This is a genomic window from Marinomonas polaris DSM 16579, from assembly GCF_900129155.1.
Lineage (GTDB): Bacteria > Pseudomonadota > Gammaproteobacteria > Pseudomonadales > Marinomonadaceae > Marinomonas > Marinomonas polaris.
Window position 1 is genome coordinate 99100 of the sequence record NZ_FQVF01000014.1, and the last position, 25938, is coordinate 125037.

The following is a 25938-nucleotide window of genomic DNA, read 5'->3' on the forward strand; positions in this document are numbered from 1 at the left end:
CAAGCAGAGGAATACTAGATTGTTTTTTGAACGTCCAGATAGTGGTGAAATAGCTGTATTGGTCCATATAGATTTTCACGATCAAAGTGAATCTTATGGACCGGAAGAGTTTGTTGAGCTTGCTATTTCTGCTGGTGCTGACCCTGTTGCTGTTGTTTCAGGGACTCGCCAGCGTCCAGATGCTAGATACTTTATTGGTACTGGCAAGCTAGCAGAAATTAAAGATATTGTTGATCGAGAAGAGGCGCAGGTTGTGCTTTTTGATCATGCACTATCTCCCTCCCAAGAGCGTAATTTAGAAAGTGTTTTGCAGTGTCGTGTGCTTGATCGTACAGGGCTTATACTTGATATTTTTGCTCAACGTGCACGTACCCACGAAGGTAAGTTGCAGGTAGAGTTAGCTCAATTACAACATATGTCGACTCGTCTTATTCGTGGTTGGACACACTTAGAACGCCAAAAAGGCGGTATAGGTATGCGTGGGCCTGGTGAGACGCAGCTTGAGACTGACCGTCGATTGCTTAGAGAGCGCATTAAAGCCATTCAAAAACGATTGGCGAAAGTGGGTTCTCAGCGTGATCAGAATCGTCGGTCTCGCGATAGATCTTCTGTGCCAACTGTTTCGTTGGTTGGTTATACCAATGCGGGTAAGTCTACTTTATTTAATCGTGCAACGGGTGCAGATGTGTATGCGGCGGATCAGTTGTTCGCAACACTTGATCCAACGTTGAGGCGTCTAGATATAGAGCAGATTGGCTCTATAGTATTGGCTGATACGGTTGGGTTTATTCGTCAATTGCCCCATAGATTGATTAAAGCATTTCAGGCGACATTAAAAGAGTCGTCTGAGGCGGATTTATTGTTACATGTTGTTGATGCTGCTGATATTTCTCGTGATGAAAATATGAAGCATGTTGACTCTGTGTTGGAGGAAATTGGTGCTAATGAAGTTCCAACTTTAACTATATTTAACAAAATTGATGCATTACCGACGGCAGAACCTAGAATTGATAGGGATGCTAACGGGAACCCTTTTCGAGTTTGGTTGTCTGCTCGTGATGGGCAAGGTATTGATTTGCTTAAGCAAGCCATTGCTGAGTTGTTGGCAGAGGATGTTTTTAGTGAAACACTTTATTTGTCGAGCAAGTATGGGCGTTTGAGAGCTATGTTGTTCGAGCATGGAGCTGTAAAATCGGAGCGCTTTGATGAGGCGGGTCGTTTTGTTCTTGAAGTAAAGTTGCCTAAGAAAGATTATTTGCAGATTTTGGCTCGTACGGGCATGTCTGAGGATCAGATAGAAGCTGTGTGAGCTGTACAGGATTATCATTAAAATAAAGTGGAGATGTAGTATGGCCTGGAATGAACCGGGTAATAACGACAATGACCCATGGAATCCAGATAAAAACCGTAATAATGGTGCTGGGCGCCCCGATGGAGATCGTGAAAAAGAGACCAATAATGACCCGTGGGGTCGTAAGCCTGGAGGTAAAGAACAGGGTCCTCCAGACTTGGATGAAGCCTTTCAGAAGCTGATGGGAATGCTTGGGGTTAAAAAAACTCGCAAATCCGGTGGTTCTAATGGCGGCGATTCCGGTATGTCTGGCAAATTTGGCGGTGGCTTGATTGCTATTGTGCTAATTGCTTTGCTTGCCTTGTGGGCGGCTACAGGTGTTTATCAGGTCGATCAACAGGAGCGTGGTGTTGTCCTTCGTTTAGGTAAATACCATTCTACCGTTATGCCTGGTCTTCATTGGAATCCACCAATGATAGATTCTGTTAGTAAGGTGAATGTAACTAAGGTTCGTTCCCATGATCACAAAGCGCTAATGTTGACGGTTGATGATGCCATTGTTGAAGTGGGTGTTTCTGTACAATATTCTGTGCAGGATCCAAAGAACTTCTTGCTTAATGTTCGTAATCCTGAAGAGTCACTTGCTCAGGTCACTGAAAGTGCGCTTCGTCATGTTGTTGGTGGTTCTGAAATGGATCAGATCTTAACGGAAGGTCGTGAGTTGTTAGCGACGGAAGTTAAGGCGCGTATTCAGGACTACAGTGATGCATATGGCACTGGCTTATTGATTTCAAAGGTTAACGTTGAAAATACTCAGGCGCCTACACAAGTGCAAGAGGCATTTGATGATGTTATCAAGGCGAAAGAGGATGAGTTGAGAGTTCGTAACGAAGCTGAGTCTTATGCAAATGGTATTATTCCTGAGGCTCGTGGTCGTGCTCAACGTATCCGAGAAGAAGCGGAAGCTTACCGATCTGAGATTGTTGCTCGTGCTAGCGGTCAAGCGGATCGTTTTGACAGATTGTATCGTGAGTACACTAAGGCGCCAGACGTAACTCGTCGTCGTTTGTATATAGAGACGATGGAGTCGGTCTATAAAGATGTGAATAAAGTTGTTGTTGATACTAAAGGTGGAAATAACATGATGTATTTGCCTCTAGATCAGTTGATGAAGCAACGTGCGGAGTCGTCTAAAGGGGCGGGTTCTGTAAATTCAGGGAATATTGGGGCGTTAACAGATCAAGTACTTGATGAAATACGTAAGCGCCAAAGTGCAACAGTTCGTAGAGAGGGCAGAAACTAATGAAAGGCTTTTCTTTTTCAGTTTTATTTGTTGTTCTTCTTGGTGTGCTGATTGCTTCCCAGACGCTTTTTGTTGTCAATGAGACCGAGCGTGCGGTTGTACTTAAGTTTGGTGAGGTTGTCCGGGATGATGTAGCGCCTGGTATTCACTTTAAACTGCCGATTATGAACGAAGTCAAAAAATTTGATTCTCGTGTTTTGACAATGGACTCTCGTCCTCAGCGTTATTTAACGTTGGAGAAGAAGGCTGTTATTGTTGATTCTTATGTGAAGTGGAAAATAGACTCCGTTACTAAATTCTATCAGGCAACGTCTGGTGATGAGTTTGTGGCAAATCGTGTATTGTCTTCTCGTGTAGATACTGGGCTTCGAAATAAGTTTGGTGAGCGAACTATGCATGAGGTGGTTTCTGGGGAGCGTGATCAGTTGATGACTGAGTTGCGTGACGACTTGAATAAAGTTGCTCAGAGTGAGTTGGGTATTTCTATTGTTGATATCCGAGTTAAGCGCATTGATTTGCCGCCAGATGTTAGTGAGTCTGTTTATCAGCGTATGAGAACTGAACGTGAGCGTGAAGCTCGAGAGCATAGATCAAAAGGTCTAGAGCTTGCTGAAGGTATTCGTGCGGATGCAGATCGTCAGCAGGTAGTCTTGGAGGCTGAGGCTCAACGTGATGCAGAGATGATTCGTGGTGATGGTGATGCTAAAGCAGCCGCTATTTACTCTAAGGTTTATAAGCAAGATCCTGAGTTTTACGAGTTTTACCGTAGTCTTCAGGCGTACCGTGAAAGCTTTAACGGTAACAATGATTTGTTTGTTCTTGAACCTGATAGCGAATTCTTTAAGTATCTGAATAGCTCTACTAGTCGTAGTGCTAAATAGAGTAGATATTCATCAATAATCGTACATGAAGCCTATTTGTTAAAATGGGAAACATGGTACTATTACACAAACCGGGCCTGGCCCGGTTTTTTAATGGTCAAAATAAAGAGAATCTATGCAGGAATTGTTGCAGTCGCTGCTGGTTGGCGTCAGCCTTTTATTGATCGCCGAGGGGTTTTTGCCATTTCTCGCTCCAAATATCTGGAGAGAAATAATGGTCAAAGCTATCGCGAGCTCAGATTGGAATTTACGTATTCTGGGCGCGGTTAGTATGTTTCTTGGATTAATGCTTCTTTTGCTGACTCGAAGCTAAGAGGATAATTTAATGACATTAGCAGATCGCTGGTTACTTCCTGAGGGCGTTGATGAGGCGTTGCCTGAACAGGCCGCTAAGATCGAGCACCTTAGAAGAACTCTGCTTAATCTCCATGAAAGTTGGGGATATCACTTAGTAATACCTCCTCTTTTAGAGTATCTGGATTCCCTTCTTACGGGTGCTGGCTCAGACCTAGAAATTGAAACATTTAAAGTTATTGACCAGTTATCAGGTCGACTTTTAGGTATTCGTGCCGATTTTACATCCCAGGTTGCTCGTATCGATGCTCATTGCCTTAAAGATGATGGTGTGCAACGTTTGAGCTATTGCGGCAGTGTTTTAAGAACAATGCCTGCTGGCTTAGATGGTACTCGTAGCCCTATTCAGTTAGGGGCTGAAATTTATGGTCATGGCGGCGTAGAAAGTGATGTTGAAGTTTTGTCTTTAATGTTGCAGACCTTGTCTACGGCCGGCTTGTCTAATCTCGTTCTTGATCTTGGGCATGTTGATGTTGTAAGTGGTGTGCTTGCTGCTTGCGGTCTTAGTGCAGATCAAGAAGGTAAGTTGATTGAGCTTTACAAGGCTAAAGATTTGCCGGAGCTTGATCGATATGCTGAAGAGCTTGGTTTTCTGAGTGATATTCAAAAGCAATGGTTGGTTGGTTTGCCGCGTTTGTGTGGTGGTAAAGAAGTATTAAAACATGCGACAGATTTGCTGGGTGATGTGAATGAATCAATTCGTGATGCGATTGTATTATTGCAGAAAGTGAGTGATTTCATCTGTAAGCGCTTCCCTCAGGTTGGCCTACATTTCGATCTGAGTGATTTGGTTTCTTATAGTTATCATACGGGTGTGATCTTTGCGGCTTACGTTCCAGGTCATGGTAATGCTATTGCTCGTGGCGGGCGTTATAACAATATTGGGCAAGTGTTTGGTCGGTCTCGTCCGGCTACGGGTTTTAGTACGGATGTGAAGGCCTTGGTTGCTTTGACTGATATTGTGGTCAATAAGCCAAAAACTGTTCTGTCGCCAATTTGCTCAAGTGATGAGCTTTGGCAGAAAGCAAATTCCTTACGTACTGAGGGATATCGAGTGGTAGAGGTCTTGGATGATATTTACGCTGGAGATGCTGATTTTAAGCTGGAATTTGTTGATGAAGCTTGGCAGTTAATGCCGGTTCATAACTAGACTTTTCTTTAAGAACTATCTAAATGAGACCTGAAATTATGGGTAAAAATGTTGTTATTCTAGGCACTCAATGGGGCGATGAAGGTAAAGGTAAGGTTGTAGACCTACTTACTGAAGATGTTGCTGCAGTTGTACGTTTTCAAGGTGGCCATAATGCGGGCCACACCTTGGTTATCGATGGCAAGAAGACAGTTTTGCATTTGATACCTTCTGGTATTTTGCGTGAAGGTGTTCAATGCATTATCGGTAATGGTGTTGTGTTGTCTCCTGCAGCGTTGAAGGCTGAAGTGCTTGAACTGCTTGAGCAAGGTGTTCCAGCAGTTGATCGCTTGAAAATTAGCGCGGCTTGTCCTCTGATTCTTCCTTACCATATTGCTATTGATCAGGCTCGTGAGCTTGCTAGAGGTGAGAAGAAAATTGGTACAACTGGCCGTGGTATTGGGCCAGCTTATGAAGATAAAGTAGCACGACGAGCAATTCGCGTTGGTGATTTATTGGATTCTGAGCGTTTCGCGTCTAAGCTTAAGGAAGTGCTTGAGTATTATAACTTTGTCCTTACTCAGTATCACAAAGTTGAGTCTATCTCTTTTGATGAGGTTTATGCTTCTGGTTTAGAAATGGCAGAATTTCTACGTCCTATGGTGGCTGATACTATTACTTTGTTGCATGACTTGCGTAAAGCGGGTGCGAACATCATGTTTGAGGGTGCGCAAGGTTCATTATTAGATGTCGATCACGGTACTTATCCTTATGTGACGTCTTCAAATACAACGGCAGGTGGTGCTCCAGCGGGTACTGGTTTTGGCCCTTTGTACTTGGATTATGTGCTTGGCATCACGAAAGCCTATACCACCCGTGTTGGCTCTGGTCCTTTCCCAACAGAGCTTTTTGACGAAGATGGTGAGCGTTTAGGTCGTCGTGGTCATGAGTTTGGTGCTACTACTGGTCGTTCGCGTCGTTGTGGTTGGTTTGATTCGGTTGCTTTGCGCCATGCGGTTCAGATTAACTCGGTTTCTGGCATCTGTCTGACTAAATTGGACGTGCTTGATGGTTCTTCTGTCATTAAAGTTTGTGTTTCTTACGCAGATGAAAATGGCAACCCTGTCGCTGGTTCTTTGGTTGATAGTGAAGGGTACGAAAAGGCTAAGCCGGTCTATGTTGAGTTACCTGGTTGGACTGAATCTACGGTAGGTGCTGAAAATTTTGAAGCTTTGCCAAAAAATGCTCAAGATTATATTCGCTTCCTAGAAGAGCAGGTTGGTGTGCCGGTTGATATTATTTCTACTGGGCCAGATCGTAATGAGACAATTGTGATTCGCGATCCTTTTAAACAATAAGTCTAAATTGCTGGATGTATTGTTAAAAAAAGCCGCTTAGTTGCGGCTTTTTTGTTTTTATGGATAGCTAAGTTCATCATATTAGTATTCTTTGTAAATAGAGTGAAAAGAGGGGGAGGAGTTTGTCTGGCGCTAAGGTAATATTTACAATTGAATTTTAGGCGATATAAGTGCCTGCTAAATAATGAAAAAATGAGAGGGAATATTTATGGTTAAGTTATTGCTTGCTGATGATGATGCTCGTTTATCGGATTTAATCAAAGAGTACTTTGATGGCGAGGGTTATGAAGTAGCGCATGCTTGGAATGGTCGTGAGGCATTAGAGCTTATGGCAGCAGACATGCCTGATATTATTATTCTCGATGTAATGATGCCTGAATTAGACGGTTTCGAAACGTTAAAGCAGATCCGTAATAAAAGCTCGGTGCCGGTTATTATGTTGACGGCAAAGGGTGACGATATAGATCGTATTCTTGGTTTAGAAATGGGGGCTGATGATTATTTGTCTAAGCCTTTTAATCCGCGTGAATTGTTGGCCCGAATTAAAGCGATTTTGCGTCGAGCTAGCCAAGAGCGTGAGGATGATCCAACAGCAGATATAGATCTTTCTGGTGTTTTATTGCGTCGCAAAGATCGTACTGTGTATCTGGAAGGTGAGTTAGTAGAGTTGACGACATCTGAATATACTTTGCTAGAGTGTATGTTGATGGCGCCAGGTCAGGTACTCACGAAGCAAGAGCTTTCTGAAAAGGCCCTTGGTCGTAAATTAACCATGTACGATCGAAGTTTAGATATGCACATTAGTAATTTACGTAAAAAAATTGGCAATTTAGAAAATGGCGATCCACGAATCAAAACAGTTCGCGGTGTAGGCTATATTTTTGTGTCAAATGAGCAGGGTGCATAGTCTTCTATGAAAAATACTTTTCTACGTGTGTTTCTGGTGGTGTTACTGTCCAATATTGTTGTTGTTAGTATTGGTTTGGCGATGGTTCAGTTTATCCAGAAGCGCAATCAGGTATCAGCTGATTTACTGGGAGATGTCGGTGTTCAGTTGGTGGCTGGGTATGAAAAGTTTGGTATTACTTCATTGCAGGAGGAAACTAAAAAGGCAGAGAAGCGATTGTCCGGAACTATTTATTTGTATCAGGAGAATGGTCGCCCTTTGTTAAAGCCTTTGCCTCGTAATTTTAAGGAGCAAAATACGCCAAGCGTTACTACTCGGCCAGCAGCGGATTTTTTACATAGCCAATTCATTCAGGTTATTGGTGGGAATAATGTTCAGTATCTGCTTATTTTTAAGCCGAATCCTGAAATTAGCTCTCTTGCACCTGAGGCAGTTGTTGGCTTCTCTTTGTTGGGTTTGTTTGTTTCGAGTGGGGTATTGGCGTATTGGTTGCTGGGGCCTTTGCTTAAGTTGCAGCGAGTAGCTCGTTCCTTTGGTCAGGGTGACATGACGGCTAGGGTCGAAAATAAGTTGGCTCGAAGAAGTGATGCTGTTGGTAAATTGGCGCGAGAGTTTAATGAGATGGCGGTCAGGATTGATACTCTACTCTCGTCGAAAGAGAGGTTGATGCGTGATGTTTCTCATGAGTTAAGGACGCCGCTGGCAAGGATTGAAGTAGCACTGACTATAGCGGAAGATAAATATGCAACAGAGGCTCAGAAAGGGTATTTGAGTCGTATTCGTACTGAGCTTCATGAGCTTGATGAGTTGATTGGTCAGGTTCTTACCTTGAGTCGGTTGGAGGCTGCTTCTCTAATAAAAGAGGAGATGGATCTTCAGGAATGGTTAAGTGAAATTGTTGCGGATGTAAGTTTTGAGAGTCAGTTAAAGGGAATTTCCGTTTCTAAAATTGGGCGTACACCAAAAACAATATTGGGGGATCCTCTACAGTTGCGTCATGCAATCGAAAATGTGCTTCGTAATGCCTGCTTTTATGCGGGTTGTAATGGGGTTATTGAGGTCGAAACTCAAGAAAAAGCCGGAACGGCTTTTATCTATGTGCGTGATAATGGTCCGGGTGTTTCCGATGATAAGTTAGAAAAGATTTTTCACGCTTTTTATCGCTCTTCTGAAGCAAGAGAGGCGAATAGTGGTGGATTTGGTGTTGGCCTTACTATTTCGCAACGTATTATTCGTGCTCATAAGGGGCAGATAATGGCGAGAAATCGGGAGGAAGGTGGTCTTGAGGTGTGTTTTCAGCTGCCTATTGCTTGATTTTTGATCTTTTGGTTTTTTTAATATGCATGAAAATTTTCAGCTTTCGAGAAAGCACTTGTTATTGTCTCTATAGATAAGTAATATGCGCCTCGCAAGTTGGCTAGGCAGTCGCCGCTCAATTTATTGGGGGGAGGAAAGTCCGGGCTTCGCAGGGTAAAGTGCCAGGTAACGCCTGGGGGGCGTGAGCCTACGGAAAGTGCAGCAGAAAATACACCGCCTAAGCAGTTTACTGCCGGTAAGGTTGAAATGGTGCGGTAAGAGCGCACCGCGCGACTGGCAACAGTTCGTGGCTAGGTAAACCCCACTTGAAGCAAGACCAAATAGGAGCTCTTTGGCGTGACCCGCGCTGAGTTCGGGTAGGTTGCTAAAGACGTGCAGTGATGTACGTATTAGATGAATGACTGTCCACGACAGAACCCGGCTTATCGGCCAACTTGCAATTTTTTCCTCGCGTTTCGTCTCCTTTTTTATTCTATGAGTGCCATGGTTAGTGGTGCTTTCCGTTTTATTGAATTTCCAGATCTGTTTGCTTCTTCTATCTATCGTTTGTGCTCAATTGCGTGAATGGCTTTCTTTTGCCTAAAAAGTGTCGGTTTGTGTTTTTTCTTCTGTTTTAGTCTCTCCATTTGTCTATTTTTTGCCTCTTTACAAAATCATTGCATCTATTTTTGCCTATTTGGTTGGTTTTTTTTTACTCTTTTTCATAAATAGTGTTAAATTGTGGGATAAAGTGTCGATAAGTGGGATATGGCAATGTTTCGTGGGATTCATCAGGTGAGTGTAGATGTGAAGGGGCGAATGTCGCTTCCGGCACGCTTACGCGATGATCTCGCCCAATATGATGACGATGGTGTGGTTGTGACCATTGATCCTGTTTCTCGATGCTTGTTGCTCTATCCTTTATCTGAATGGGAATTGATTCAGCAAAAATTAGATAAGTTGCCCACGTTTCAGCCACAAGCTAGGCGTTTGCAGCGTCTTTTAGTGGGGCATGCGACTGATTTGGAAGTGGATAAAGCGGGTCGGATTTTGTTGCCTGCGCCACTGCGTGAATTTGCTCGGTTGGATAAAAAGTTAACGATTCTTGGCCAAGGTAAGAAGTTAGAAATTTGGAGCCAAGAAGAGTGGGAAGCGCAACGTGAAGATTATTTGTCCCAAGATGCTCTTGCGGACTTACAAACTGAAACCATGATGGATATTTCTTTATGACAAAGACGATGGCAGAACACATAAGCGTCATGCTTAATGAGTCCGTCGATATGCTAGTAACCGATACCAATGGTCTGTATGTCGATGGGACGTTTGGTCGCGGTGGGCATACTCGTTTGGTTTTGGATCGATTAGATAAAGGCCGTTTGCTTGGTTTTGATAAAGACCCTGTGGCGATTGGTCATGGCAAGTTGTTAGAGCAAGAAGATGCACGTTTTTCTATTGTGCAAGATAGCTTTGCAAACATGGCTGAACACATTACGGGTGTGTTTGGTGTTGATAGGGTCGATGGTGTGATGATGGATTTGGGTGTGTCTTCTCCTCAGATCGATGACGCCGAACGCGGTTTTAGTTTTATGAATGACGGTCCGCTTGATATGCGGATGAATCCTGACAAGGGTATAAGTGCTGCCCAGTGGATAGCCACTGTTAGCGAAAAAGATATGGCGGATGTGATGTATCAGTATGGCGAAGAAAGATTCTCTCGTCGTATTGCAAAAGCTATCTGCGAATATCGTTCTCATACACCAATCTTAACAACGCTCCAGCTATCAAAAATTATTGCTGAAGCGAATCCAGCTTGGGAAAAAGGCAAAAATCCAGCTACTCGGGCGTTCCAAGGTATTCGAATTTACATTAATAATGAATTGGGTGACTTGGAAATTGGTCTTGATGCTGCTGCGCAAGCTCTAAAAGTTGGTGGTCGATTAGCTGTTATCAGTTTTCATTCTCTTGAAGATCGTATCGTTAAACGCTTTATGAAATTGCAAGCGAAAGGGCCTGAATTACCAAGACATTTGCCAATTCGAAATGCTCATCTTGATATTAAGTTTAAAACAGTCGGTAAGGCGATTAAGCCATCTCAATCTGAAGTGAGTGAGAATGTTCGCTCTCGTAGTGCTGTCTTGCGCGTTTTGGAGCGGGTCAGTGATTAAGGCTCGTTTTTCACCGTTAGTATTTGCTATCGGTGTTGTTGTTTTAGTGATTGTTTCAATTGCTGTTGTTATTCAGGTATACGATTTTAGGAAGGATTTCTCTTACCTTCAAACATTGAAGCAAGATGAAGTGGATTATGAAGTGAAATGGGGCCAGTTGCTTCTTGAACAAAGTGCACTAACCCAGCCAAGTCGCTTAGAGCAAGCGGCTATTAAAGATTTAAAAATGCACGCACCCTCTCAGGATGAATTGATAATAGTGAAACCATGAATATTGAAGACAGTGTTCACACTCCAGGAAAATGGCGCTTTAGATTTGTATATGGCGTCGCTTTGTTATTGTTTCTTATTGCGGGCGGTCGACTATTTTATTTGACTGTTGTTGATAAGGCGTTTCTACAAAACCAAGGCGAGATGAGAGCTGTACGCACAGAAGCCATTCCGGCGACCCGAGGTATGATTCTGGATCGTCGTGGAGAGCCTTTGGCTGTTAGTACGCCAACTTGGACGATAATTGCTAATCCAAGAGCCTTATGGAAGCTTCCTCGAGATCCTTCTTTAAATATTGGCCCAGAGCAAGAGATTAAACGTCTAGCAGAAGTGATGGGGGTTGGTCGTGCTTGGCTACAAGAAAGATTTGAAGCTAATAAGACTCGTTCTTTTATGTATCTTCGACGTCAAATACCGCCTCATGAAGCTGATGCTATTATGGCGGCTAATGTTGTTGGGGTGAGTAAGACTAAAGAATATAAGCGTTTTTATCCTGCTGGTGAAGTGGCGTCTCATGTTGTTGGTTTTACCAATATCGATGACAAAGGTCAGGAGGGTATCGAACTTGCTTATGATCAAGCTTTAGAAGGTCAGCCTGGTCGTCGAAGCTATGTGAAGGATCTTACTGGCAATATCATTCGTGGTGTTGGTGTTGAAGAAGCAGAGCATCCGGGTGAAAATATTGAGCTAAGTATTGATCTTAGATTGCAGTATTTGGCTTATCGAGAGCTTAAAGCTGCAGTGACGGAGCATCGCGCTACGTCTGCATCGGCGGTGATTTTAGACGTTAAGACTGGTGAAATCTTAGCGATGGTTAATCAGCCATCTTATAATCCAAATGACCGTTCTAAACTGGAATATGAAGAGCTGCGCAATCGTGCTGTGATTGATTTGTTTGAACCAGGTTCTACCATGAAACCGTTCACTATTTCGGCGGCGTTGATGTCTGGTCAATATACGACAGAGACAACAATTGATACCTCTCCCGGTTATTTGCGCTTTGGTCGTTATACTATCCGAGATGCCGCCAATTACGGTGTAATCGATTTTGAAAAGTTGCTAATTAAATCGAGTAACGTAGGGGCGTCGAAAATTGCTTTGTCTTTACCTCAGGATGCGGTATGGAATATTGATTATGAATTAGGTATAGGTTCGCCTGTCGGAATTGGGTTTCCAGGAGAAGCATCCGGTGTTCTTCCGTCTCATCCTAAATGGCATCCATCTGAAATTGCTACTTTATCCTATGGTTACGGCTTGTCTGTGTCTACATTGCAGTTGGCACAGGCTTATATGGTCTTAGCGAATGATGGTTATCGTGTTCCAGTTACAATGTTTAAGCAGGATGCACCGCCTGCTGGTAAGCAAGTGATTCCTCAAAAAGTGGCTCATGATGTTGTGAAGATGATGGAGTCTGTTGTGCAGCGAGGTTCTGGTAAAGCTGCGCAAATCCCAGGTTATCGAGTCGCAGGCAAAACGGGAACTGTGCATAAAGTTGGTTCTAAAGGTTACGAATACGATCAATACATTGCCTTGTTTGCGGGGGTTGCGCCTGCGTCAAATCCTAGATTGGCAATGGTGGTAATGATTAATGATCCAAAAGGTCGTGAATATTATGGCGGTGAGGTTGCTGCGCCAGTATTTTCTCGCGTTATGGAAGGAGCGTTAACAACTCTGAATATTTATCCTGATTTGCCAGAAGGGCTCAGAGAAGTTCGTTTAGAGTCTAAAAAAGTTCCTTATCAAGTTGTACAGGGTGGTTAAATGGGGCAAATAACACATGCTCAACTGCTTAATTTGGCGGGTTATTCTTTGGAGGATAACTCGCATTCTGCTTTATATAACCATCTGGAAACTGACAGTCGCAAAGTGGGTCGGGAAGGTGTTTTTTTTGCTTTGCCTGGTGTAACTTCAAATGGCTGGGAATATTTAGATGATGTCATTGAGCTAGGTTGTAAGATCGCGGTTGTTCCTTCTGAATTAAATTTGCAGCGTGATGATATTGAACTTGTTTCTGTTGCTAACCCAGCTGAGCTGTTAATTACTTGTTTACATAGTTTTTTTGGTCGTATGCCGCAGCGTATGGTGGCAGTGACTGGCACCAATGGCAAATCTTCTATTTGTTTTTATATTGCTCAGCTCGCTAAATATATTGGCTTTTCGAGTGGGTTGGTTGGTACTTTTGGTGTTGGGCCTTTGGACCGTTTGACAGAAGCTAAGCAAACGACACCTGATCTTCTCTCTTTACATCTCACTTTGATGAAAATGGCTGAAATAGGCGTCGATTTTGTTGCTTTTGAGGCGTCGTCGCACGCTTTAGATCAGGGGCGTATTGAAGGCGTTCCTTTTCAAACCGCTGTATTTTCAAATCTTTCTCGTGATCATCTCGATTATCATGGCGATATGAATTCCTACGCTTTAGCTAAGCAGCGTTTGTTTGCTTTTGATAGTTTATCTCATTCCATATTTTGTCTTGATGATAGTTATGCTGGTTTTATGGCGGAAGCTGCGGCTGGTTCGAGTCGCCATTATTATAGTGAGCAAAACTCGCAAGCTGATTTTTATGTGAAGCAGTTAGTGTTGGAGCCGGCAGGTTGTAGATTTATTTTGTGTCACCCGGAAGGTGAAACTCCCGTATTTTTGCCATTGTTAGGGCGTTTTAATGTGCAGAATGCCCTAGCTGCTTTAGTAAGTCTTTGGTATGAGGTAAGAGATAAATCGACCTTAATAAACGGTCTCTCTACATTAAGTGGTGCGCCTGGTCGTATGGATAAGGTTGAGTTACCAAATGCCCCTCTTGTCGTTGTTGATTTTGCGCACACTGCCGATGCTTTGGGAGTCGCTTTGCAGGCATTAAAAGAGCATACGAATGGTCGATTAATCTGTGTGTTTGGTTGTGGTGGTGATAGAGATCGAGGTAAACGACCTCTAATGATGGCGGCAGCTATGCAAAATGCTGATTACGTATGGTTAACATCAGATAATCCTCGTACTGAATCCATAGAGCAAATATTTTCTGATGTCTTAGCGCAAACAAACGAGGATGAGGCATTTAGTTTTGAGCCTGATCGTCGAGCGGCTATTCGTCAGGCCGTTTTGTCGGCTGGACCTAATGATGTGGTTCTTATTGCTGGAAAAGGACATGAAACTTATCAGGATGTTCAGGGTGTTAAACATCATTTCAATGACAAAGAAGAGGCGCTGAGAGCGTTGGAGGCTTATGTTAATTAACCTTACTCTTTCAGATATCGCCGAAGCTTGCGGCGGCCAACTTATCGGTGAAAATTGCGTGTTAAATGCAGTTATTACTGATACAAGGAAAATAACTTCAGGCTGTGTCTTCGTTGCCTTAAAAGGTGAGCGTTTTGATGGACATGATTATATAGGGCAAGCGGTTCAAGAAGGTGCTGTTGGTGTTGTCTCTGATCGAGATGTTGATGCGCCTAATTATGTTAAAGTTGTGGACACCACATTAGCTTATGGTGTGATTGCTCGCTTGATTCGGGATGCCTTTAAGGGACCTGTTGTATGCATTACAGGCAGTAATGGTAAAACAACCGTAAAAGATTGGTTGGCTCAGTCCCTTACGGATAAAAATGTGTTAAAAACACGCGCCAATTTGAACAATCAAATAGGTGTGCCACAAACGCTTCTTGAGTTAGATGCTGATCACGATGTTGCAGTCATAGAGGCGGGGACTAGTTTTACTGGCGAAATTCCTCTGTTGGCTAAGATTGCGTTTCCAGACATCGTTATATTGACGAATGCCAGTGGAAGTCATTTTGAAGGATTGGGTGGTATTGAGGATATTGCAAAAGAAAAAGGAGCGTTGATTTCTGGCTCCTCGCCCAATGCTAGCATAATTCTAAATGCTGATGATGAGTACTTCGATTATTGGTGTAGTTTAGCTGGAGATCGTCAGGTTTATTCTTTTGGATTTACTGAATCTGCCGATCTTTATGTGTCTGATATTGAGTTGAGTGCTGAGTCTAGTTTAGCTGTGTTTAATTACAATGGGGGAGCTCAATCCGTCTCTATTGCTGGTGCTGGAAAGCATCAAATTGCAAACGGTATGGCCGTTGTTTTGGCTATGTTAGTAATGGGGATTGATTTTAAACAAGCGGCTGATAAATTAGCCACCCCTGTGCTAGTTTCTGGACGATTAGAGCGGCTTAAAGCAAAAAATGGCGCTCTATTAATCAATGATTGTTACAATGCCAGCCCAGCGTCTGTTGAGGCGGCTATTGATGTTCTTGCAATTCAGCCAGTAGAAGAAACTTGGTTGATTTTAGGGGCTTTAGCTGAGCTTGGTGCTCAAAGAGATGACATTCATCATGGCTTAGGGGTATATGCTAAAAACAAAGGGATTTCGTGTTTGATTTGTGTCGGTCCCGTAGCGAGTATTGCTGGTGCTGCTTTTAGAAGTGAAGGTGGTAACGCTATTTTTTGTAATACTCATAATGAAGCGGCGACAGTAGTTCGTCCGCTAGATAAAAAACACGCTATTTTAGTCAAAGGTTCTCGTTCGGCTAAAATGGAAAATGTCATTGAAGCACTAATTAATTAGGATATTCCTTACCAATGTTACTTCTGTTAACGGCTTATTTAAGTAAATATCATACATTTTTTACGGTATTTAATTACTTGTCTCTGCGCGCCATTTTAGGTGTTCTCACTGCATTGGCTATTTCTCTATTAGTTGGCAATAAGGTTATTGTTTTGTTGCAGCGCTTGCAAATTGGTCAGGCGGTTCGCAGTGATGGGCCTCAAACGCATTTAGCGAAAGCTGGAACGCCAACTATGGGTGGCGCGCTTATTATTTTTTCGATTTCTGTTAGTACTCTTTTGTGGGGTGATTTGCGTAATCAATACGTTTGGGTTGTTTTATTGGTTATGTTGGCATTCGGTGTTGTTGGCTGGGTTGATGATTATCGAAAAGTAGTGGAGAAAAATCCACGAGGTCTTCCTGGTCGATGGAAATATTTTTGGCAGAGTGTGTTTGGTTTGGCTGCTGCGTTTTATTTGTATTACACCGCAAGCACGCCTGCTGAAACAGCCTTAATTGTGCCTCTTTTTAAAGATGTTGCGATCCCTTTGGGTATGTTTTTTATTGTGCTGACTTATTTCGTTATTGTCGGTACAAGTAATGCAGTAAATTTAACCGATGGACTGGATGGTTTGGCGATTCTACCAACCGTGTTGGTGGGTGGTGCTCTTGGTGTGTTTGCTTATTTGACCGGTAATATTCGATTTGCTGATTATCTGCTTATCCCTTATGTACATGGTTCCGGTGAGTTGCTGGTGTTTTGTGCCGCTCTTGCTGGGGCTGGTTTGGGTTTTTTATGGTTTAACACTTACCCTGCACAAATTTTTATGGGTGATGTGGGGTCTTTGGCTTTAGGTGCTGCGTTGGGAACAATTGCGGTTATTGTTCGCCAAGAATTAGTTTTGTTTATTATGGGCGGCGTTTTTGTAATGGAAACGGTGTCGGTTATTTTGCAGGTTGCTTCTTACAAGTTAACTAAGCGAAGAATATTTAGAATGGCGCCGATTCATCATCATTTTGAATTAAAAGGTTGGGCTGAACCTAAAGTGATTGTGCGTTTTTGGATCATCACTGTTTGTCTTGTTTTAGTAGGTTTTGCCACCTTAAAAGTACGTTAGGAGTTTTGCATGTCGTTGATCGGGTCAGATCGGGTAAGAGCCGTTGTAGGCTTGGGTGCGACAGGCTTGTCTTGCGTACGCTTTTTAGCTAGCAAGGGAATTGAGTTTTATGTGGTGGATTCTCGTGATAATCCACCAGGATTGGAGCAGGCGAAAGAGTTTTGTTCGCAAGAGCGAATTTTCACGGGCGATTTAGAAGTGCTTGAAACCCTTGGTGTAACGGAGTTGTTCGTTAGTCCTGGGGTTGCTTTGCGCACACCTGTTCTGGCTCGCTTGGCTGAACGTGGTGTTGCGATGCGCGGCGATATCGATTTGTTTCGTGATTATGTCAATGCGCCTTTTGTTGCGATTACCGGATCTAATGCCAAAAGTACAGTCACAACATTGGTAGCTTTGTTACTTCAGGCTTGCGGAAAAAATGCCATAGCGGGCGGTAATTTAGGCTTGCCTGCATTGGATCTACTTTCTCCAAATGCCGATTTTTATGTGCTTGAGTTATCTAGCTTTCAGCTTGAAACAACACACGCACTGCAGGCCGATCTGGCCTGTCTTCTTAATGTCTCCGAAGATCATATGGATCGTTACAAAGATCTTTATGAGTATCAACGCGTCAAGCAAAAAGTCTATCGAGGTTGTAAAACTGCCGTTTGTAACAAGCAAGACATCTTAACGGCGCCATTGCTGGCTGAAGGTGTTCCTGTTCGTGCATTTACAACAAAAAGTCCTGATTTAAAAGAGTATGGTATGCTCAAAGATGGTGATGGGGCTTGGTTGTGTAAGGGTGTTGAGCGGCTTTATCACACGTCACAAATTGCTTTGAAGGGCTCTCATAATCACGCCAATGTGTTGGCGGCTCTAGCTATGCTTGAATTGCTGGGCGTGGATGTTCTGTCTGAGGCAGTAGGAAAGGTACTGAAAGAGTTTGGTGGTTTGCCTCATCGTTGTGAAACGGTTCGGGTTCTTAATGGCGTGACTTATATTAATGATTCAAAAGGCACCAATGTTGGCGCGACGTTAGCTGCGCTTCAGGGGCTTGGATCGGCTGCTAATAAAAATATTTTACTTATTGCTGGCGGTGAAGGAAAGGGTGCGGATTTTCGTGCTCTTGCTAAACCCGTAAAGGATCTAGTGCGCACTGTTTATTTGTTTGGAAAAGATGCCGATCGTATTGCTGAAATTTTGCCTTCAGACACTGAAGTTAAGCACTTTGATACGTTAGACCAAATTGTGGCTAGTATTGGGCAGGATAGTAAAGAGGGGGAGATAATTTTATTTTCGCCAGCTTGTGCCAGTTTAGATATGTATAAAAACTATGAAATGCGCGGCGCGCATTTTGCCAGTTTGGTTGCTGAGTTATGACATGGTTGAAAATATTTGACCGAGTGTCTCTTCGTGAATTTGCTCAAGTTGATGCTGTTTTTGTTGCTGCTGTTGTTTCTATTTTGGCGCTAGGGATGGTTATGGTCTCTAGTGCGTCTATCTCTATTTCTGAAACTATCCATGGTCAACCCTATTTTTTTATGGTGAGGCAGGGTTTATATCTCGCTATTGGGCTGGTATTTGGTTGGGTGTTATTGTCTCTGCCAACGCATCAACTGCAAAAATGGGGTATTTTGATGATGGGCTTGTCTCTCATTTTACTTATTCTTGTGCTTATGCCTGGAATTGGAAAAAGTGTTAATGGTAGTCGTCGTTGGATTAATTTGGTGGTATTTAACCTTCAGGCCTCGGAAGTCGCTAAAGTTTGTATGGTGGTTTATGTTTCTGGTTATCTAGTGCGAAGAGCTGACCGTGTTAGAGAGGGTTGGGTCGGCTTCGTTCTTCCGCTCTGTCTTTGTAGTATTTTTCTTTTGTTTTTGCTTTTTGAACCAGATTTTGGTGCGTCTGTAGTATTGCTAGGTACAGTGATGGTGTTGCTGTTTTTGGGCGGCGCACCCTTGTATCAGTTTTTACTTTTAATGGTTGGTGCCGTTTCAATGTTGGGCGTTGTTGCCATTTCTGAAAGTTATCGCTTAAAGCGTTTGATGAATTTTATAGACCCGTGGGCAGATCCTTTTAATGAAGGGTATCAGCTTAGTCAGGCTTTAATCGCTTATGGTCGTGGCGAGTGGTTTGGTTTGGGGTTGGGAAACAGTGTTCAAAAGCTATCTTATCTGCCTGAAGCTCATACAGACTTTGTGTTTTCTATTTGGGTTGAAGAAACGGGCATGTTTGGCGGTTTGTTGTTGATATGTTTGTTTGCGCTAATGGTTGCTCGCGCCTTTAAAATTGGTCGTCAAGCCATGACGTTATCTCGACCTTTTGCTGCTTATATGTGTTTTGGTTTTTCAATTCTTATTTTGGCTCAAGTTATTATCAATATAGGTGTAAATACCGGCTTTTTGCCTACTAAGGGGCTTACTTTGCCATTAATCAGTTATGGCGGCAGTAGCCTGATAATTACCTTGGGGAGTTTGTTTGTTGTAGCGCGTGTCGATATTGAGAATAGACGGGCTGAGAAAGGTGATGGCTCTGGTGAGTCGATGAAAATGAAAGAGAGTACAAAATGAGCGATGTCAAAAGAGTCGTTATAATGGCTGGTGGAACAGGCGGTCATATCTATCCAGCATTGGCTTGTGCTCAAAGTTTTAAGAATAAAGGTGTCGATGTTCAATGGCTTGGCTCTAAAGGTGGGATGGAGGAAACTCTTGTGCCTAAACATGACATAGCATTGCATTCTTTATCTATCAAAGGAGTGAGAGGCAAAGGAGTTTTAGGTCTTTTGGTCGCTCCTTTTAGGATCTTGCATGCTATTGGGCAGGCGGTGGCTGTTTTGCAAAAAATCAAGCCCGATGTCGTTCTAGGTATGGGTGGGTTTGTTGCAGGTCCTGGTGGCGTAGCTGCTAAAATTTTAGGTATTCCATTAGTCGTGCATGAGCAGAACGCCGTTGCTGGTACTACTAATAGGTTACTCTCTAAAGTAGCAAGTTTAAGGTTGCAGGCTTTTGATGGTGCACTACCTAACGCTATTAGCGTTGGTAATCCGATTCGAAGCGATATTTTGGAGCAGCGTGTTCGAGTATCAAGAAGCGGTGTCGCAAGGCCTTTGCGATTGCTTGTTGTGGGTGGGAGTTTGGGCGCAAAGGCGATTAACGATGTCATTCCTCAGGTTTTAGCGGAATGGCCTTTCACTCAGCGTTTAGATGTATGGCATCAGACTGGTATTCGTAATTTTGAAGCGGTATCAGAACTTTATAAAGAGGCAAAGGTTGACGCTCGTGTTGAGGCCTACTTGGATAATATGGATCAAGCATATTATTGGGCTGATATTGTGTTGTGCCGAGCTGGCGCTATGACGGTGAGTGAGCTTGCTGTTGCCGGCTTGCCTTCCATTTTAGTGCCTTATCCGCATGCTATAGATGATCACCAAACGGCAAATGCGTGTTATTTAGAAAAAGTTGGGGCTGCATATCTTTTGCCGCAACCACAGCTAGGTTGTGAAAAAATCATTTCTTTGCTTTCTGGTTTTGTAGAAAGTGAAGAGACATTATTGAAAATGGGTGAGCAGGCCAAGCTGGTTGCTCGTCCAAATGCGACACAAGAAGTTGTTGCACACTGTTTAAGGTTAATAAAATCATGATTGATATTAAAGCTCAGTACGATATTCCTACGATGCGCCGTATTCAAAATATCCACTTTATTGGTATTGGTGGTGTTGGTATGTGTGGTATTGCAGAGGTATTGCATAACCAAGGCTATCAAGTTTCAGGGTCTGATCTTAAAGCGTCGTCTACCACGGAACGTTTAGAAGAATTAGGTATCAAGATTTATCTAGGGCATTTAGAAGAAAACGTTTATGACGCCCATGTGATTGTGGTGTCTACCGCGATAAATGAACAAAACCCAGAAATCATCTGGGGTAAAGAACATAGAATTCCGATTGTTCGAAGAGCAGAAATGCTGGCTGAATTAATGCGTTATCGCCATGGTATTGCTGTAGCGGGTACTCATGGCAAAACAACGACAACGAGCTTGATGGCATCTATATTAGCGGCTACTGGTGAAGCGCCAACATTTGTTATTGGTGGGCGTTTAACTAGCGCTGGGGCAAATGCACAATTGGGTAGTAGTGCTTATCTTGTTGCTGAGGCTGATGAAAGTGATGCGTCATTCCTGCATTTGCAACCACAGACGGTGATAGTGACTAATATCGATGAAGATCATATGGACACTTATGATGGTGACTTTGAAAAGGTTAAGCATACTTTCATTGAGTTTGTGCATAACCTGCCTTTTTATGGTTTAGCTGTTTTATGTGTTGATGACGAAAATGTTCGTGAAATTCTGCCTTCTTTGAGTCGCCCAGTTTTAACGTATGGTATTGATCAAGAAGCGGACTTTTATGCGACTGAGATTGTGCAAACTGGCCGTTATTGTGAGTTTTTGGCGCATCGTCCTGAAGGTGAGCCCTTGAAAATTCGCTTGCCGATGCCAGGTCGTCACAATGTACTTAATGCTCTTGCAACGATTGCTGTTGCCACCGATTTGGGTGTTGAAGCAATAGCTATCCAAGCTGGACTAATGGGCTTTGAAGGTGTCGGGCGCCGTTTTCAAGAGCAGAAACCGTTAGAGCTTCCTAATCGTTCGAGTGTTATGTTTGTTGATGACTATGGTCATCACCCGAGTGAAGTATTAGCAACTATTAAGGCGATCCGTGCAGGTTGGCCTGAGAAGCGCTTAGTCATGGTTTATCAGCCGCATCGTTATACTCGAACCCGTGATCTTTATGAAGATTTTGTGCGAGTTCTGTCTCAAGTGGATGTTTTGCTCTTGCTGGATGTTTACTCCGCTGGCGAAGCGCCTATCAACGGTGCTGACAGTCGTTCTTTGTGTGGCAGTATTCGTCAGCGGGGTAATGTTGATCCTATTCATGTTGGTAGTGAGGCGGATTTACGTTCTATTTTGAGTAATGTTTTGCGCGAAGGTGATTTGTTGATTACGCAAGGTGCTGGTGATATCGGTATGGTTTCTAAAAACTTATCAGTGAGCGGAATTTAATATGCCTAAAACACTAAAAGAATCAGTTATTGCCGTCATTTATGGCGGCCGTTCTGCGGAACGCGAAGTTTCAATGCAAAGCGGTCCTTTGGTTGCTGAGGGGTTGCGTTCAAAAGGTTTTCAGGTGGTAGAGCTTGATCTTTATGGTCCTGATGCCGCGCTAGATCCTATTGCTCAATTGCAGTCTATTAAGTTTGATCTTGCTTTCATTGCCTTACATGGTGGGGAGGGTGAAGATGGTCGAGTTCAGGCTTTACTTGAAATGTTTGGTAAGCCGTATACAGGTAGTTCGCCCTTAGCTTGCGGTTTGGCTATGGATAAAGTCTTAACTAAGCGTTTTTGGAATGGTATTGGCATTCCGACTCCCGCTTATTTATCTTTTGTCGATCATGCGAATGCGGATGTAATTGAGGAGCAGATGTCTTATCCAATGATTGTTAAGCCTTCTAGAGAGGGTTCTACCATTGGGATTAACAAGGCTATGAATAGAGCTGAGCTTGATGATGCTCTTCTAAAGGCGCTTGAGTATGACTCTGATATATTGGTCGAAGAATTTGTCGATGGGCCTGAATTTACTATTACGGTTATCGATGATGTCGCTTATCCGCCAATAGGTTTGAAGCCTGCTCCGAATCATAAGCTTTATGATTATGAGGCTAAATATATAGCGGATGATACTGAATATTTGTTGCCTTGTGGTTTAGATGAAGATGATGAAAATGAGTTGCAAATGCTGGCTCTGGATGCTTATCGTTCATTAGGTTGCTCTGGTTGGGGGCGTGTCGATGTCATGCGAGATCAAGCTGGTGTGTTTTGGGTGTTGGAAGTTAACACTGCACCAGGTATGACGTCTCATAGCTTAGTGCCTATGGCGGCTAAATATGTGGGCATTGATTATGCGTCACTTGTGGAGAAAATTGCGCAAAATGCTTGGGATAAAGTAGGGCGTAATTGATTTATGAGGATAGCGGCACTAATCGGGGCAGTTTTATTGATATTGGTGGCGGTTTTTCAGGGGAATGATTCATCTGAAACTTGGTTTGCTATTCAAAAGATCGAGATTAAAGGTGATTTGAAATACGCAACTGAAGATGAGTTGCAATCTGATTATTCATCTTTGCTTGGTCAGAGTCTTCTGAGTGTCTCTTTGTCCGATGCTTTGGCTACTGTTTTGTCATCTGAATGGGTAGCAAGTGCAGAGATTCGTAAAGTTTGGCCAAATACGTTGCAGGTGCTTGTTCATGAACATACGCCTCTTGCATACTGGGGGGATGGGCAATTGATATCCACCTCGGCGGTAGTCATTACGCCGCCTAAGGTGCCTAATTTGCCGCTTACTAGATTGTATGGTCCCGAAGACTCAAGTGATGTTGTGTTAGAGCAGTTTGGATTGGTTAGTCAGGTGCTTGCTTCAACGTCTCTACGTGTTTCTACTCTTACCTTAGAGCCAAGGGGAGCGTGGAGTATTATTTTTACCAATGGTGTAGCGGTCAAGTTGGGTAGGGAGGAGATTTTAGAAAGATTGCAGCGCTTTATAGCTGTGTATAAAAGTGATTTATCGGGTAGAATAGACCAGATAACGTCAGTCGACGCTCGCTATCCTCATGGGGTGGCTGTAGGTTGGAAAAAAAATAAATGATATTGGCCTGTTTGTTGCTTTTTTATACAGCAAAGAAGGTCTTTTCAAAACAACACGTAATGCCGGGAAGGTGAAATGATAGTCGGTTTGGATGTAGGCACATCGAAAGTTATCTGTTTGGTTGGCGAAGTTCTAGCTGATGGTAGTTTGGAAATTGTCGGTATTGGCTCTCATAGTTCAAAAGGTATGAAGCGTGGTGTTGTAATCAACATTGAGTCAACGGTTCAGTCAATTCAGCGTGCCGTCGAAGAAGCTGAGTTGATGGCTGGGTGTAATATACATTCAGTTTATGTCAGTGTTGCTGGTAGTCATATTCGGAGTTTGAATTCTCACGGTATAGTTGCCGTCAAAAATGGTGAAGTTCAAAAAGAAGATATAGATCGAGTTATTGATGCTGCACAGGCTGTGCCGATATCTTCTGATCAGCGAGTGCTTCATATATTGCCTCAGGAGTATCACATTGATTCCCAAGAAGGTATTAAAGATCCTCTTGGCATGTCGGGTGTTCGACTTGAAGCGAATGTGCATTTGATTTCTGGTGCTGTTAACGCTGTGATGAATGTTGAGAAGTGCATTAAACGATGTGGGTTGGGGGTAGATGGTGTCATCTTATCTCAGCTTGCTTCTAGTGAATCTTCACTTAGTGAGGATGAAAAAGATTTAGGTGTTTGCTTGATTGATATTGGTGCGGGAACATCTGATATTGCTGTCTGGATTGATGGTGCTTTGCATCATACAGCAGTGGTTCCGGTTGCTGGTGATCAGGTTACAAATGATATTTCGATGGCTTTACGCACACCAACTCAGCATGCGGAAGAAATCAAAGTGAAATATGCATGTGCCATGTCTTCTATGGCATCCGCGGATCAGGTTCTTCAGGTGCCAAGTGTTGGTGATCGTCAGCCAAGATCAATCACTCGTCATGCTTTGACAGAGGTTGTTGAGGCAAGATATGAAGAAATTTATAATTTAATTCTGGATGAATTAAGACGTAGTGGTTATGCGGAGCGTATCCCTGCAGGTATTGTAATTACTGGTGGTACGTCGCTTATGGAAGGTGCGGCGGAGTTGGCTGAGAAGGTATTTCAGATGCCAATTCGATTATCTTTACCAGATTGCACTAAAGGAATGTCTGACATTGTCGATAACCCTATATATTCAACAAGTGTTGGATTATTGGCTTATGGTAGTAAAGAGGCTGAAGTAACCGAGATCTCGAAGCGGATGATGTCTAAGACGCAAACTAAACGAGAATCATCAGTTCTGGTTCCTAAAAAAGAAATCGGGCCATCCTTCAGTGCAACGAAGGCATGGCAGAAATTAAAGCACTGGTTTCAGAGTTATATTTAGTCAGAATTGATTGTGAATTTATTGAGGAGCGATAAGCCCATGAATGTCTTTGATTTAGCCGAAGATAATTTATCAGATAATGCTGTTATTAAAGTTATCGGTGTCGGTGGTGGTGGCGGTAATGCTGTACGTCATATGCTTGAAAATCGATTGGAAGGTGTTGAGTTCATTTGTGCTAACACTGACTCTAAAGCGCTGATAGGCTTTGAGACTGGAGTCTCTTTGCAGTTAGGCTCAACCATTACTAAAGGGTTGGGTGCTGGGGCAAATCCAGAGGTGGGTAGAGATTCAGCCTTAGAAGATCAAGAAAAAATCACCCAGTTGCTGACTGGTGCAGATATGGTGTTCATCACTGCTGGTATGGGTGGTGGAACGGGTACAGGTGCTGCGCCAGTTATTGCCAAAGTCGCGCGTGAATTAGGTATTTTGACGGTGGCGGTTGTTACTAAGCCTTTTCCTTTTGAAGGTCGTCGCCGCGCAAGAGTTGCTGAGGAAGGTGTTAAGGAGTTGCGTGAAAATGTCGATTCCTTGATTACTGTTCCAAATGAGCGTCTTTTGCCTGTATTGGGTAAGAATATTTCATTGCTGAAGGCATTTGGTGAAGCAAATAATGTTTTGTTTAATGCGGTTCAGGGTATTACAGATTTGATTATGCGACCTGGTTTAATCAACGTCGACTTTGCAGATGTAAGAACAGTTATGTCTGAAATGGGAATGGCGATGATGGGTACTGGATCTGCATCTGGTGAGGATAGAGCTAGAGTAGCTGCTGAGGCTGCAATACATAATCCATTGCTTGAAGATATTAACCTTAGAGGTGCGCGTGGCGTGCTGGTGAACATTACAGCAAACGAAGAAGTTGGTTTGTCTGAGTTTACTGAGGTTGGTAGCATTATTGAAGAATATGCATCGGAAGATGCTACTGTCGTGATTGGTTGTGCAATTGATCCTAGTGTAGGAGATGAAATGCGAGTCACGGTAGTTGCCACTGGTTTAGAGGGTCGCTCTGCAGTTGAAATGAAGTCTGCTGTTGGTGAATCTGTTGTCTCTCAACCAGTTGTGGCAAAGGTCGAGCAGGTTATTGAAAGTGAAAACGCTAAAATGACTGTTGCTCAATCTGTGCCGAAGCCTTCACAGCATGTGAAAGCAGAAGTGGTAGAGAAAAACTTGGATGAAAAGAAGGGGTCTGTTGATTCTGCCTCTATTTCAAGTGGCGATAAATTATCGTATTTGGACATTCCAGCATTTTTGCGTCGTCAAGCTGACTAGTTTGAGTAAAAACGATGCAATATCAAGG

General features: G+C 43.1%; 23 protein-coding genes and 1 other RNA gene. All 24 read left to right on the forward strand.

Going from position 1 to position 25938, the window contains the following annotated elements; translation table 11 throughout:
• Nucleotides 1-19 precede the first annotated feature (19 nt).
• On the forward strand, nt 20-1309 hold the full coding sequence (gene hflX, locus BUA59_RS15295; protein ID WP_072840563.1) for a ribosome rescue GTPase HflX: 1290 nt from the start codon (nt 20-22) through the stop codon (nt 1307-1309).
• A 40-nt stretch (nt 1310-1349) separates the two neighbouring features.
• Nucleotides 1350-2594: an FtsH protease activity modulator HflK gene (gene hflK, locus BUA59_RS15300; RefSeq protein ID WP_072840564.1), complete on the forward strand. Its 1245-nt coding sequence runs from the start codon at nt 1350-1352 to the stop codon at nt 2592-2594.
• The gene (gene hflC / locus BUA59_RS15305; RefSeq protein WP_072840565.1) at nt 2594-3475 is read left to right on the forward strand and encodes a protease modulator HflC; all 882 of its coding nucleotides are present in this window, start codon (nt 2594-2596) and stop codon (nt 3473-3475) included. The genes hflK and hflC overlap by 1 nt, the downstream gene beginning before the upstream one ends.
• Before the next feature lie 115 nt (nt 3476-3590).
• Nucleotides 3591-3788, forward strand: coding sequence for a DUF2065 family protein (locus tag BUA59_RS15310; protein ID WP_072840566.1), 198 nt, complete (start codon nt 3591-3593; stop codon nt 3786-3788).
• A gap of 12 nt (nt 3789-3800) precedes the next feature.
• Nucleotides 3801-4979 carry an ATP phosphoribosyltransferase regulatory subunit gene (locus BUA59_RS15315; protein ID WP_072840567.1) on the forward strand — a complete coding sequence of 393 codons (1179 nt, stop codon included), beginning with the start codon at nt 3801-3803 and terminating at the stop codon, nt 4977-4979.
• Between the two features lie 38 nt (nt 4980-5017).
• The gene (locus BUA59_RS15320; RefSeq protein WP_072840604.1) at nt 5018-6316 is read left to right on the forward strand and encodes an adenylosuccinate synthase; all 1299 of its coding nucleotides are present in this window, start codon (nt 5018-5020) and stop codon (nt 6314-6316) included.
• A gap of 208 nt (nt 6317-6524) precedes the next feature.
• On the forward strand, nt 6525-7223 hold the full coding sequence (locus BUA59_RS15325; RefSeq protein ID WP_072840568.1) for a response regulator transcription factor: 699 nt from the start codon (nt 6525-6527) through the stop codon (nt 7221-7223).
• A 6-nt stretch (nt 7224-7229) separates the two neighbouring features.
• Nucleotides 7230-8537 (forward strand): sensor histidine kinase, encoded by a 1308-nt coding sequence (locus BUA59_RS15330; protein WP_072840569.1) that lies wholly within the window; start codon nt 7230-7232, stop codon nt 8535-8537.
• 95 nt (nt 8538-8632) lie between these two features.
• An RNA gene (rnpB, locus tag BUA59_RS15335) (RNase P RNA component class A) lies at nt 8633-8981 on the forward strand.
• A gap of 312 nt (nt 8982-9293) precedes the next feature.
• Nucleotides 9294-9749 carry a division/cell wall cluster transcriptional repressor MraZ gene (mraZ, locus tag BUA59_RS15340; RefSeq protein ID WP_072840605.1) on the forward strand — a complete coding sequence of 152 codons (456 nt, stop codon included), beginning with the start codon at nt 9294-9296 and terminating at the stop codon, nt 9747-9749.
• Nucleotides 9746-10684, forward strand: a complete 939-nt coding sequence (gene rsmH / locus BUA59_RS15345; RefSeq protein ID WP_072840570.1) for a 16S rRNA (cytosine(1402)-N(4))-methyltransferase RsmH — start codon at nt 9746-9748, stop codon at nt 10682-10684. Before mraZ ends, rsmH begins: the two co-directional genes overlap by 4 nt.
• A complete protein-coding gene (ftsL, locus tag BUA59_RS15350; RefSeq protein WP_072840571.1) occupies nt 10677-10955 on the forward strand; it encodes a cell division protein FtsL in 279 nt (92 codons plus the stop codon). The genes rsmH and ftsL overlap by 8 nt, the downstream gene beginning before the upstream one ends.
• Entirely contained in the window at nt 10952-12715 is a 1764-nt protein-coding gene (locus BUA59_RS15355) for a peptidoglycan D,D-transpeptidase FtsI family protein (protein ID WP_072840572.1), read from the forward strand. The genes ftsL and BUA59_RS15355 overlap by 4 nt, the downstream gene beginning before the upstream one ends.
• A complete protein-coding gene (locus BUA59_RS15360; RefSeq protein WP_072840573.1) occupies nt 12716-14182 on the forward strand; it encodes a UDP-N-acetylmuramoyl-L-alanyl-D-glutamate--2,6-diaminopimelate ligase in 1467 nt (488 codons plus the stop codon).
• A complete protein-coding gene (locus tag BUA59_RS15365) occupies nt 14172-15518 on the forward strand; it encodes a UDP-N-acetylmuramoyl-tripeptide--D-alanyl-D-alanine ligase (protein ID WP_072840574.1) in 1347 nt (448 codons plus the stop codon). Before BUA59_RS15360 ends, BUA59_RS15365 begins: the two co-directional genes overlap by 11 nt.
• A gap of 14 nt (nt 15519-15532) precedes the next feature.
• The gene (mraY, locus tag BUA59_RS15370; RefSeq protein WP_072840575.1) at nt 15533-16615 is read left to right on the forward strand and encodes a phospho-N-acetylmuramoyl-pentapeptide-transferase; all 1083 of its coding nucleotides are present in this window, start codon (nt 15533-15535) and stop codon (nt 16613-16615) included.
• A 9-nt stretch (nt 16616-16624) separates the two neighbouring features.
• Nucleotides 16625-17974 (forward strand): UDP-N-acetylmuramoyl-L-alanine--D-glutamate ligase, encoded by a 1350-nt coding sequence (murD, locus tag BUA59_RS15375; RefSeq protein WP_072840576.1) that lies wholly within the window; start codon nt 16625-16627, stop codon nt 17972-17974.
• Complete coding sequence (gene ftsW / locus BUA59_RS15380) at nt 17971-19164, forward strand: putative lipid II flippase FtsW (RefSeq protein ID WP_072840577.1); 1194 nt, start codon at nt 17971-17973, stop codon at nt 19162-19164. The genes murD and ftsW overlap by 4 nt, the downstream gene beginning before the upstream one ends.
• Nucleotides 19161-20234, forward strand: a complete 1074-nt coding sequence (gene murG, locus BUA59_RS15385) for an undecaprenyldiphospho-muramoylpentapeptide beta-N-acetylglucosaminyltransferase (RefSeq protein ID WP_072840578.1) — start codon at nt 19161-19163, stop codon at nt 20232-20234. Before ftsW ends, murG begins: the two co-directional genes overlap by 4 nt.
• Nucleotides 20231-21652 (forward strand): UDP-N-acetylmuramate--L-alanine ligase, encoded by a 1422-nt coding sequence (murC, locus tag BUA59_RS15390; RefSeq protein ID WP_072840579.1) that lies wholly within the window; start codon nt 20231-20233, stop codon nt 21650-21652. The genes murG and murC overlap by 4 nt, the downstream gene beginning before the upstream one ends.
• Before the next feature lies 1 nt (nt 21653).
• Nucleotides 21654-22607: a D-alanine--D-alanine ligase gene (locus BUA59_RS15395; protein WP_072840580.1), complete on the forward strand. Its 954-nt coding sequence runs from the start codon at nt 21654-21656 to the stop codon at nt 22605-22607.
• A gap of 3 nt (nt 22608-22610) precedes the next feature.
• A complete protein-coding gene (locus BUA59_RS15400; RefSeq protein ID WP_072840581.1) occupies nt 22611-23291 on the forward strand; it encodes a cell division protein FtsQ/DivIB in 681 nt (226 codons plus the stop codon).
• A 75-nt stretch (nt 23292-23366) separates the two neighbouring features.
• Nucleotides 23367-24641: a cell division protein FtsA gene (gene ftsA / locus BUA59_RS15405; protein WP_072840582.1), complete on the forward strand. Its 1275-nt coding sequence runs from the start codon at nt 23367-23369 to the stop codon at nt 24639-24641.
• A gap of 39 nt (nt 24642-24680) precedes the next feature.
• Nucleotides 24681-25910, forward strand: a complete 1230-nt coding sequence (ftsZ, locus tag BUA59_RS15410; RefSeq protein WP_072840583.1) for a cell division protein FtsZ — start codon at nt 24681-24683, stop codon at nt 25908-25910.
• Nucleotides 25911-25938: the final 28 nt, after the last annotated feature.